We start from the raw sequence: 10,172 nt of genomic DNA, 5'->3' as shown, positions 1-10,172 counted from the left end.
GCGGGCTGCGCCGGAGCTGACGGGCTGGCGGCTGGTTCGGCCGGGACGGGCGCCTGCTCGCCGTCTGGCGCAGGTTCGGGTTCCCCGTCCGCGCCGGCGAGCAGCGGCACGCCGCGGTTGCGCAGGACCAGCACCAGAACGGAGCCGGCGATGATGCCGCCGATGTGGCAGGCCCAGGAAACCTGGTCCTCGCCGCCGGCGGCGAACATGACGATCTGGAAGACGATCCACAGGATCAGCGGGATGAAGGCGGGGATGCGCAAGGGAATGCGGGCGAAGGCGAGCACCCAGACCTTCACCCTTGGGTAGAGGATCAGATAGGCGGCGACGACGCCGGCAATGGCGCCCGAGGCGCCGATCAGCGGCACCTGCGAATCCCAGGCCACCAACCCTTGGAAGAAGGCGCCGGCAATGGCGCAGGCGAGGTAGAAGATCAAATAGCGGATATGGCCGAGGGCGTCCTCGACATTGTCGCCGAACACCCACAGGAACAGCATGTTGCCGCCGAGGTGGAAGATGTCGGCGTGCAGGAAGGAATAGGTCAGGTAGCTCAGGCTCTCCGGGATGACGACGAATTCGGGCGAAAGCTCGACCCTGTCATGGACGACGGAGGGGATGAAACCGAGGCCGAGCACCGCGGCATTGGTGAAATCCTCGCCGCCGAGCGTGGTGGCGAAATAGACGAGCACGTTGGCGACGATCAGGCCGATCGTCACATATTGCAGGTGGATGTGACGCAGCCTGTTGGTGTCGTATAGCGGGATGAACATGAGACCCTGGCCCTTCCGCCTCCACGTGGAGTCAGCGGTTCTTGCCGGGAACCCATAACACGTCGGCCTTTCCATTGTCATTGACCGCACGGGCGGCGACGAACAGAAAGTCGGAGACGCGGTTGATGTACTTGATCGCCTCGCGGTTGACCGGCTCGCCGGGGTCCTGCGCCAGCGCCACCATGATCCGCTCGGCCCGCCGCGCCACCGTGCGGGCAAGGTGAAGTGCGGCCGCCGCCGGCGTGCCGCCGTTCAGCACGAAGGATTTGAGCGGCTGCAGCTCCTTGTTGAGGAGGTCGATGTCCTTCTCGACGCGATCGGTCTGCGAGGCGACGATACGCAACGGCTCATAGCCGAGCGGCTTGCCGTCATCCGGCACGGCAAGATCGGCGCCGAGATCGAAAAGGTCGTTCTGGATACGCGACAGCATGGCGTCGATCGAGGGATGGCCGTCAACGGTGTGGATGCGGGCCATGCCGATGCAGGCATTGGCCTCGTCGACCGTGCCGTAGGCGTCGATGCGCAGGTCCGATTTCAGCCGCCGCTCGCCGGTGCCGAGGCCGGTGGTGCCGTCATCGCCGGTGCGGGTGTAGATCTTGTTGAGCTTGACCAAGCGCTGCCCTCCCGAGAGCAATTCCAGGAAAAGTGCGTAGCGGTTTTCCGTCCGGAATTGCGTCAAAACAAATAGATAGAGCGGGTCGGCGATTCTATGAAAAGCTGAACCGCTCGATCGACCGATACCCTCACTTGCGGGTGAAATACACCGCCAGCATGATCAGCACCAAGGCGATGAACTGCAACAGCACGCGCGCCTGCATCAGCTTGTTCGAGGTCATGCTGGAGCCGCCGCGCAACATGTTGATCAGGCCGCGGATCAGCACGAACACCACGGCGAGCATGACGAGGACGGCGAGGATATTGAAGACGGTTGCCATAGTCTGTTTCCAATCAGTTCCGTTCAGGCGCGTTTGGCAAGCAGGCGGTAGAGCATCGACGCCGGCAATATGCGTTTGAGGACCACGCCGATCCTGGCCGGCACAGTTACCACATAGTGTGGGCGCGGGCGCCGCGACAGAAGCGCATGGCGCAAGGCGGTGTGAACCACTTCTGGCCCGGGTTTCAGCCGCGAGACGCTGCCGCCGGCCCTCAGCCTCGCCAGCTGCGCCTCATAGGCGGCGCGATGGACGGAGTGCTCGTGGTCGATGTTCTTCAGGAACCAGAACAGCCCGTTAGAGGCGATCTTCGACGTCACCGGACCCGGCTCGATCAGCGAGACATGGATGCCGCTGCCCTCAAGCTCCTGGTGTAGGCACAGCATCAGGCCCTCCAGCGCATGCTTTGAGGCCGAATAGGCGCCGCGAAAGCGGACCGGCGTCAGGCCGAGGATCGAAGAGCAATGGACGAGCCGGCCATGGCCCTGGCGGCGCATCACCGGCACGATGCGGCGGGTGAGGTCGTGCCAGCCGAAGAGATTGGCCTCGAACTGCTCCTTCAGCGCTGAAACCGGCAGGTCCTCGACGGCGCCCGGCTGCGCGTGGGCGCCGTTGTTGAACAACGCGTCTAGCCCTCCGCCGGTGCGCTCCAGCACCGAGGCGACCAGCGCCTCGATCGAGGCCGGCTCGCGATAGTCGAGATAGAAGGTCTCGATGCCGTCGGCCTCGAGCGCGGCGATGTCGGCCGGCTTGCGCGCCGTCGCGAACACCCGCCAGCCTTCCGCCTTCAGCGCCCGCGCGCAATGGGCGCCGATGCCGGAAGAGGCGCCGGTGACGATGATGGTGCGCGGCGCGTTCACGGCGTGGTTTGACCTAGGGTTGCCATTTGCCGCATTCACTTCCCATATTCGCGGCGTCGAGACAATCGAAGGGAACGCGGTACGTGTTGCGGAAGATCGTCGCCCTGCGCCGCGTGCTCTATGACGCGATCGGTCATTTCAACACCGATGACGGCTGGGCGATGGCCAGCCATCTGGCGATTACCTCGCTGATGGCGCTGTTTCCGTTCCTGATCTTCGCCACGACCCTGGCGAGCTTCCTCGGCGCGCAGGCCTTCGCCGACACCGCCGTGCACCTCGTCTTTGACACCTGGCCGGAGCAGATCGCCAAGCCGATCGCGCGCGAGGTGCTGAACGTGCTTACCGTGCGGCGCACCGACCTTTTGACCTACGGCGTGCTGCTTGCCGCCTATTTCGCCTCGAACGGCATCGAGGCGCTGCGCACCTCGCTCAACCGCGCCTATCGCGTGTCGGAAACGCGCGGCATCATCTATCGTCGCGTGCAGAGCATCATCTTCGTGCTGATCGCCACCGCCTGCTTCCTGGCGATCAGCGTGCTCCTGGTGTTCGCGCCGCTTTTGGCGCGGCTGGCCGAGGCCCATCTCGATTGGATCAGGCCCTATATGGGCACGATCACGCTATGGCGTTACGTCATCGCCTCGACGGTCATCGTCATCGGCCTGTTCTCGGTGCATTTTTGGCTGCCGGCGGGCAAGCGCCGCCTGCTTTCGATCGTGCCGGGCATCATCTTCACGCTCGCGGCATGGCTGATCGGCTCGACCATCTTCGCCACCTATCTCGACCATTTCTCGTCCTATGTGACGACCTATGCCGGCCTTGCCTCGATCATGATCGCGGTGGTCTTCCTCTACATCGTCTCGGCGATCTTCATCCTCGGCGGCGAACTCAATGCCGCGATCAGCCGCTATCTCGAGGCGCGCGCCCGCGTCAGTTGAGCCTGTTCCGGATCATGTCCTGGCCGCCGCGCGGTCGCCAGGCCGACGCCGAGCGTGGCGATCGCCATGCCGACGATCTGCAGCAGATTGAGATGCTCGCCGAACAGCGCCCAGGCGATGACCGCGGTGACCGCCGGGACCAGGTAGAACAGCGAGGCGACCTTCGACATCTCGCCGTCGCGGATCATCACCATCAACAGGAAGATGGCGCCGATCGAGAGCACCAGCACCAGCCAGGCCATGGCGAAGATCAGCTCGCCATTGAGGGTGACGATGCGCGTCTCGAAGGCGAGCGAGGCGAGCGCCATCAGCGCGGCGCCGCCGACATACTGCCACATCGTCGCCGTCACCAGGTCGCCGCCGGAGGCGAAGCGCTTCTGCCAGACGGTGCCGGCGCTCATGGCCAGCACCGAGATCAGTGAGGCGGTCAGCGTGGCGGCGGTGATGCCGCCGCCAACGGCTCCGAGCTTCGGCCACAGCACGATGACGACGCCGACGAGCCCGACGGCGAGGCCCGTCCAATGGCGCGGCAGGATCGCCTCGCCGAGGAACTTGCCGGCAAGCACCGCCGTAATCAGCGGCTGCAGGCCGACGATCAGCGCCGAAAAGCCGGCGGGCATGCCCCTGTGGATCGCCCAGAACACGGCGCCGAGATAGACGCCGTGCATCAGCACGCCGGCAAGCGCGGCATGGCAGGCCTCGGCTCGACTCGCCCTCCTCGAGCCGAGCACGATCGTCAGAATTGCGAGCAGGATGGCGGCCAGGATGAAGCGCGCGGCGAGGAAGGTGAAGGGCTCGGCCCAGGGCATGGCATAGCGCGCGCCGATGAAGCCGGTCGCCCAAAGGACGACGAAAGAGGCGGGTATGAACCGCTTGATGCTGTGCATGTTCGGGGAAGGGCCTGTTGCTTCGTGAAGAGGTGACTAGCGAGATTGCTCTAATGCCGTTCAATCCGGCAATCAAAACGAAACGATTGATCCATAAGCTCATCCGAATTCAACATAGGGCGCCACGGCAACCGACAAGTTGTCGATGGATCAAGGGGCATGGCGTTCAGCGCGCCATGGGCAGGCATGCTTTTGCATCTCGACACGAGCTGGCTGCTGATGACGGTTGCGACCGTCGCCGTCTTCGGCTTCTTCTTCGGCACCGCGCTTGACGCCATCATGCAGGACGACGGCTTCGGCTCGACCGGCAACACGCTGCTGTTCACGGCCGGCTTCTTCCTCGCGGTGATCGTCGCCAATGAACACGGCATCAGCCTCAGGGACCTCAAGATCGCGGTCGCCTGGGGCCTGGGCGGCGCCTTCACCTTCATCAGCAGCATGGCGCTGATAAAGGCCGGCCTGGCGCGTTGGTGATATTCAGGTGAGGCCGGCCTGCGAACGGCAGGCTCCTGTGCCTGTACGGCGCCGTGCGTCCTGTTGGACGCGCTAAGGACGCCGTACCACTTATGCCAGGCGGCCTGACCTGAATCTCAGCATACCCACCTCGAAGAATCCTAGAGACCGACCAGCCGCCGGACGTCGTCCGGCGACGCGCCGGCTTGCCTGAGCGCGGCGAGGCCGGTGTCGCCAAGGCTCTTCGACAGCTTGCGACCATCAGGGCCGAGGATCAGGCGGTGGTGGAAATAGGCCGGCTGATCGAGGCCGAGCAGGTCCTGCAGCAGGCGTTGAACGCTGGTCGCCAGGAACAGGTCCTGGCCACGCACGACTTGGCTGATGCCTTGCAGGGCATCGTCGACGACGACTGCGAGGTGGTAGCTGGTCGGGATGTCGCGCCGCGCCAGGATCACGTCGCCCCAGTCGCGCGGCCGCGCCTCGATGCGCCGCCTGGCCCCTAGCGTCGCATCGCTGAATTCGGTCCAGGACAGGTCGCTCGAGACACGCGCCATCGCCTTTTCGATATCCAGCCGCCAGGCGAAGGGGGCGTTCTCGGCGATCCGCCGCTTGCGTTCGCTGATCGGCAAGGCCTTGTCCATGGCGGGATAGAGCGGCACGCCATCGGGGTCGCGGGGCCAGTCGCGGCCACGCTTGTCGCTGTCGGCGATATAGGCCCTGATCTCGCCACGGCTCATGAAGGCAGGGTAGACGAGCTCCTCGCCGACCAGCCGGTCGAGCACCGCCTGGTATTCCGCAAAATGGTCCGACTGGCGGCGCACGGGCCGCTCCCACTCCAGCCCCAGCCATTCCAGATCGCGATAGATGCCGGCTTCGAATTCCGGCGTGCAGCGCGTCGTGTCGATGTCCTCGATGCGCAGCAGCAGACGCCCACCCGCCGTCTCCGCCAACCTCTGGTTGAGCAGCGCCGAATAGGCGTGGCCGAGATGCAGGTCGCCATTCGGGCTCGGCGCGAAGCGGAATGTCAGCAGCGTCATCTCTTTGGCGGCAATCGGGTTGTGCGGCGCTTTCGCCGGTTGCTACTTTGCACGGCCATCAATTGCCACTTCGTGCGCGTCCTGGAAACAAGCAAGCATGCAACGCATCGCCAGTCTCGACGATATCGCGCAAGGGCTGGACGCGCTCTGCCTGCTCGACCCGCGGCTGGAGAAGGTGCGCGGCATGGCGGGCGAGGTGCCGCTCAGGCTTTCCGAGCCTGGGTTCAGGAGCCTGGCCTCGATCATCGTCTCGCAGCAGGTGTCGCGCGCTAGCGCAGACGCGATCTTCGGCCGGCTGGTGCGGCTGCTCGATCCACTGACGCCGGAGGCGGTGCTTGCCGCCGGCGAGGACATCTTTCGCGAGGCCGGGCTGTCGCGGCCGAAGCAGCGCGGCCTGATCGCTGTCGCCAGCGCTGTCGCCGAAGGTCTCGACCTCCATCATCTTTGCCGGCTCGATGCCAATGAGGCGATCACGGCGATGACGGCGGTGCCCGGCATCGGTCCGTGGACGGCGGAATGCTACCTGCTGTTCGCCGCCGGCCATCCCGACGTCTTCCCGGCGCGGGACGTCGCGCTGCAGAGCGCGGTCGGCCACGCGCTGGGCATCGACCCGCGTCCGCCGGAGAAAACGCTTATCCGCCTCGCCGAATCATGGAGCCCGTGGCGAGGTGTCGCGTCGCGGCTTTTCTGGGCCTACTACCGTGAGACGCGGGGCAGGGACGCCGCGCCACCGGCGTAAATCCGTAAAAAAGCCCTAAAATCATGCGTTTTTGACATTTCGGGCGCGCGACAATCCGCTTCACATCCCTGTCATGTCGGGCTTACAGTATCCGCGCCGATCGGTTACGGCGCCGCGCATCCGGTTGGATGCGAAAAAGACGCCGTAAGACTTTTGAAGTTGCGCATGATCCTTTCCATTTTCGGGGTCATGCGCGGAGCCAAGGAGGTCAACGACGTGACGGTTGCCGTATCTCCGGATGGGCTTCCAGCACTGGTGCTGAACGCGGACTACCGTCCGCTCAGCTATTACCCGCTGTCGCTCTGGTCATGGCAGGATGCCATCAAGGCGGTGTTCCTCGACCGGGTGAACATCGTCGCCGAGTACGAGCATGCCGTCTCCTCTCCGACCTTCTCGATGAAGCTGCCCAGTGTCGTCAGCCTGAAGGCCTATGTGAAGCCGTCGAGGCATCCGGCCTTCACCCGCTTCAACGTCTTCCTGCGCGACCGTTTCCAGTGCCAGTATTGCGGCACGCCTGACGACCTGACCTTCGATCATGTCATCCCGCGCCATCGCGGCGGCGCCACGACCTGGGAGAATGTCGTTGCCGCCTGCTCGCCCTGCAACCTCAGGAAGGGCGGCATGATGCCGGCGCATGCCAAGATGTGGCCGCTGCAAAAGCCCTATCAGCCGACGGTGCACGACCTGCACAACAACGGCCGCCTGTTCCCACCCAACCATCTGCATGAAAGCTGGATGGATTATCTCTACTGGGATGTCGAACTGGAGCCTTAGAGTTCGGCACAAATCCGCGAGCCCGGCCGTCTGCCGCAGCTTTCTGCGCTTCCGGTGCTCACGTACTTAAGTACGCTCCGCTCCGGTTCTCGAAAGCCGCACCAGCCAATCCGGGCTGGCGAATTTCTGGACGAACTCCGTGTTGCGCTCTTCAATTCAATCCCGCGCGAACGCGCTGCGAAAGGCGACAGCGGCGAGGATGAAGCTGGCGATGGCGTTCCAGCCGGCCAGCGACAGGCCGAGGATGCGCAGCGCCGCCTTGTCGCAGGAGGGCGGTACGAACTTGTCGAGCGCGTCGAGCACGCCCTTGCCGCCGGTGTCGACCGGGCCGGCGCCGGCGGTGCAGTCTGCCGGGCCCTGCCACCAGGCCCATTCGACGCCGGAGTGATAGACGCCGAGATAGAGGCCGTAGAGCATCAGCAGGCCGCCGAGGCCAAGCAGGCCGCGCGTCAGCCACGCCGGCGCCTTGAGCAGCGAGGCGATCACCGCCAGCAGCATCAACGGCGCGCCGATGTAGTAGGGGGTGCGCTGCTCCAGGCAGAGATGGCAAGGGATGTAGCCGCCAATGTACTGGAAGGCGAGCGCCGAGCCGACGGTGGCGGCCATGGCGACGGCGAGAAACAGCGCCGCGCGCGTCCGCTGGCGTCCGGTGTCGGCATTCATGATCGCTGTCATCGAAGGTGGTCCGTTGGCTTGGTCGCTAGAGCATGATGCCGAAAAGTGTGAAGCGCTTTTCGGGCGACATCATGCTCTATCTCTTTGCTTAGGGCCGGATTCAGATTTCAGGTCGATTCGACCTGAAATCATCCGGCTCCAGATTGTTTTGACGCAATTCCGGACGAAAAGCCGCTACGCACTTTTCCTGGAATTGCGCTAGGCGTGGGCGTATCTGACGAGGATATAGAGCAAAATAAGGGCAGCGGCGCCGGCGCCGACGATCATGCCGAGGCGCTTCTCGATGAACTCCTTGATCGGTTCGCCATAGCGGCGCAGCAGCCAGGCCAAGAGCAGGAAGCGGGCGCCGCGCGCGACGATGGCAAGGCCGATGAAAAGCAGCAGATTGACGCCGATGACGCCGGACAGGATCGTCACCACCTTGATCGGCGGCAAATGCGCGGCGCCCGAGGTGATCAGCATCAGGATGATGAAGCCGATGCCGGAAGAAGTCCGCAATGCCTCGAACTCGTCGTACTTGCCGTAGAATTCGAGGATCGGCTTGGCCACCGCCTCGTAGGCGTAGTGGCCGATGAACCAGCCGAAAATGCCGCCCAGCACCGAGGCGACGGTGGCGATCAAGGCATAGCGGTAGGCGCGCTCCGGCTTCGACAGCGCCATCGGCAGATAGAGCACGTCGGCCGGCACCAGGAAGACGGAACTCTCGACGAAGGCGATGAAGGCCAGCCACCATTCGGCCGATTTGCGCGCCGCCAGCGAGAGCGTCCAGTCGTAAAGTCCGCGAAGCATCGGCTCTCCTGTGATTTCGCCGCCCTTCAGGCTCTGCGCCCAGCATGTCGGGCGACATGCATCGGCGCGCCGCTTGTCTAGAAAGATTTTCCGCGCCGCACAATGGCAGCACCTTCACGAAACCGAAAGGTGAAGTTTGGTCGCGGGCAAGATGCGGATCGGGAAACTCGCCAGTTGACGAACAGGCCCGCAACCGTATAGTCCGCGCCCATCCAGGCCGCCCGGCCTGAGCCCCTATGGCGGAATTGGTAGACGCGCTCGACTCAAAATCGAGTTCCGCAAGGAGTGCTGGTTCGATCCCGGCTAGGGGCACCATTGACCGCCAGTCGTTGCAAGACCTTCAAGGACCTGGACTCCCGAGAGGTGCATAGCGAGGTCGAGCAGACCCCGCGGGAGATGTTCCAAGAACCGCACCTGAACGCCCGAGCTTGATCATAGTTGACCGGCTCCGGCGAGGACGGCTTTGTTCCGCTGCAGCAGGCGCGGTTTGCTGGTGGGGTTCTTGTTGTGATGGTATTCTGGTCCTCAAGGGATAGGCCCGGTCGACCGCGATTGTGGTCAACTCGGGCACCACGCTTGGGAGGAACCTCGCGATGGCGCGTTTTGCCCACCTTGCCCTCGTCTTCGCCTTGGGATTGTCGCCTGGAATTGCACTGGCTGGGGAGCCTTTCGTCCCAAGCTGGATCAAAAACGATCCCGCGGCCAAGAAGGTGGCCATCGAGATCGTAGCCGACTGGAACCAGATCGAGCGGTACCGCAGGGACAACATCCGGACCGACATCATCGACTTCAACGGCTACTGGGGCGGCAATCTCACGATCATCGTGCCGGAAGACTGGTCGGTGCAGATCGATTTCATCAATGGCTCCTCGAATTTCTGGCACGGCCTGATGGTGACCAGGGTCTATGCCCAGTCGGAGATGCCAGTGAAGTTGAAGGCCGAGGATGCGATCTGGGGAGCGTACACCACCCCGCTGGAGGGGATCAAAGTCAATGAGAAGCGACAGCTCAACTTTGTTGCGCAGCAGACAGGCAGCTATTTCCTCGCCTGTCCGAGACAGACACACCTGATGGACGGACACTGGATCGGTTTCGAGGTGAGAAGCGAACTCGAGCGGGCCGCGGCAATCGTTCATGAAGACCAATTTCCGCAGGAGCAGCCCCCGGGACGTCCATAGATCCGCGCGAGCAGGCCTGAGCCATGACGCCGTCATGGATTCGCCGCAGCCTGACCGGGCACCGTTGACGGCGGTTTGAGCAGCGGGGACCGGGTGGGGGGCTTGGGGGTGGTCCCCGCTGCCTTGAGCTGCCTTCGCGGGTG

At 64.0% G+C, this 10,172-nt stretch carries 13 protein-coding genes and 1 tRNA gene; 6 read left to right on the top strand and 8 right to left on the bottom strand.

Features of this window, described 5'->3' with window-relative positions; all coding sequences use genetic code 11:
• The 4 genes from EN780_RS05625 to EN780_RS05610 all read right to left on the bottom strand — a co-directional run.
• A partial coding sequence (locus EN780_RS05625; RefSeq protein WP_133372580.1) for a rhomboid family intramembrane serine protease occupies positions 1-770 on the bottom strand: 770 nt, incomplete at its 3' end.
• Between the two features lie 31 nt (positions 771-801).
• Positions 802-1,383 carry a cob(I)yrinic acid a,c-diamide adenosyltransferase gene (locus EN780_RS05620; protein ID WP_127284365.1) on the bottom strand — a complete coding sequence of 194 codons (582 nt, stop codon included), beginning with the start codon at positions 1,381-1,383 and terminating at the stop codon, positions 802-804.
• Positions 1,384-1,513: 130 nt separating this feature from the next.
• The gene (locus EN780_RS05615) at positions 1,514-1,705 is read right to left on the bottom strand and encodes a twin transmembrane helix small protein (RefSeq protein ID WP_126058117.1); all 192 of its coding nucleotides are present in this window, start codon (positions 1,703-1,705) and stop codon (positions 1,514-1,516) included.
• A 23-nt stretch (positions 1,706-1,728) separates the two neighbouring features.
• Entirely contained in the window at positions 1,729-2,562 is an 834-nt protein-coding gene (locus tag EN780_RS05610) for an SDR family oxidoreductase (RefSeq protein WP_127284366.1), read from the bottom strand.
• Between the two features lie 83 nt (positions 2,563-2,645).
• Between EN780_RS05610 and EN780_RS05605 the strand changes: the two genes are divergently transcribed.
• A complete protein-coding gene (locus EN780_RS05605; protein ID WP_127284367.1) occupies positions 2,646-3,497 on the top strand; it encodes a YihY/virulence factor BrkB family protein in 852 nt (283 codons plus the stop codon).
• On the opposite strand, the gene EN780_RS05600 is transcribed toward EN780_RS05605, so the two are convergent.
• Positions 3,467-4,384 carry a DMT family transporter gene (locus EN780_RS05600; RefSeq protein WP_128272521.1) on the bottom strand — a complete coding sequence of 306 codons (918 nt, stop codon included), beginning with the start codon at positions 4,382-4,384 and terminating at the stop codon, positions 3,467-3,469. The two genes, EN780_RS05605 and EN780_RS05600, sit on opposite strands and share 31 nt — an antisense overlap.
• A gap of 159 nt (positions 4,385-4,543) precedes the next feature.
• On the opposite strand from EN780_RS05600, the gene EN780_RS05595 reads away from it, so the two are divergent.
• A complete protein-coding gene (locus EN780_RS05595) occupies positions 4,544-4,858 on the top strand; it encodes a hypothetical protein (protein WP_245493400.1) in 315 nt (104 codons plus the stop codon).
• A gap of 140 nt (positions 4,859-4,998) precedes the next feature.
• Here EN780_RS05595 and gluQRS read toward each other — a convergent pair whose 3' ends face one another.
• Positions 4,999-5,874 carry a tRNA glutamyl-Q(34) synthetase GluQRS gene (gluQRS, locus tag EN780_RS05590; protein WP_127392567.1) on the bottom strand — a complete coding sequence of 292 codons (876 nt, stop codon included), beginning with the start codon at positions 5,872-5,874 and terminating at the stop codon, positions 4,999-5,001.
• 97 nt (positions 5,875-5,971) lie between these two features.
• Here gluQRS and EN780_RS05585 point away from each other — a divergent pair, with 97 nt between their 5' ends.
• Together EN780_RS05585 and EN780_RS05580 are read left to right on the top strand one after the other, a co-directional pair.
• Positions 5,972-6,613 carry a DNA-3-methyladenine glycosylase gene (locus EN780_RS05585; RefSeq protein WP_127284370.1) on the top strand — a complete coding sequence of 214 codons (642 nt, stop codon included), beginning with the start codon at positions 5,972-5,974 and terminating at the stop codon, positions 6,611-6,613.
• A gap of 216 nt (positions 6,614-6,829) precedes the next feature.
• On the top strand, positions 6,830-7,387 hold the full coding sequence (locus tag EN780_RS05580) for an HNH endonuclease (RefSeq protein ID WP_010911702.1): 558 nt from the start codon (positions 6,830-6,832) through the stop codon (positions 7,385-7,387).
• Between the two features lie 156 nt (positions 7,388-7,543).
• Here the strand turns inward: EN780_RS05580 and EN780_RS05575 are convergent, their stop codons facing one another.
• Together EN780_RS05575 and EN780_RS05565 are read right to left on the bottom strand one after the other, a co-directional pair.
• Positions 7,544-8,062 carry a disulfide bond formation protein B gene (locus EN780_RS05575; protein WP_127284371.1) on the bottom strand — a complete coding sequence of 173 codons (519 nt, stop codon included), beginning with the start codon at positions 8,060-8,062 and terminating at the stop codon, positions 7,544-7,546.
• A gap of 198 nt (positions 8,063-8,260) precedes the next feature.
• Entirely contained in the window at positions 8,261-8,851 is a 591-nt protein-coding gene (locus tag EN780_RS05565; protein ID WP_127284372.1) for a YqaA family protein, read from the bottom strand.
• Positions 8,852-9,081: 230 nt separating this feature from the next.
• Here EN780_RS05565 and EN780_RS05560 point away from each other — a divergent pair.
• A tRNA-Leu gene (locus EN780_RS05560) sits at positions 9,082-9,166 on the top strand.
• Positions 9,167-9,444: 278 nt separating this feature from the next.
• Positions 9,445-10,029 carry a sulfocyanin-like copper-binding protein gene (locus EN780_RS05555; protein WP_127284373.1) on the top strand — a complete coding sequence of 195 codons (585 nt, stop codon included), beginning with the start codon at positions 9,445-9,447 and terminating at the stop codon, positions 10,027-10,029.
• Positions 10,030-10,172 lie beyond the last annotated feature (143 nt).

It is taken from the genome of Mesorhizobium sp. M4B.F.Ca.ET.089.01.1.1 (assembly GCF_004022605.1).
GTDB lineage: Bacteria > Pseudomonadota > Alphaproteobacteria > Rhizobiales > Rhizobiaceae > Mesorhizobium > Mesorhizobium abyssinicae.
This window is presented reverse-complemented; position numbering and strand designations above follow the sequence as displayed.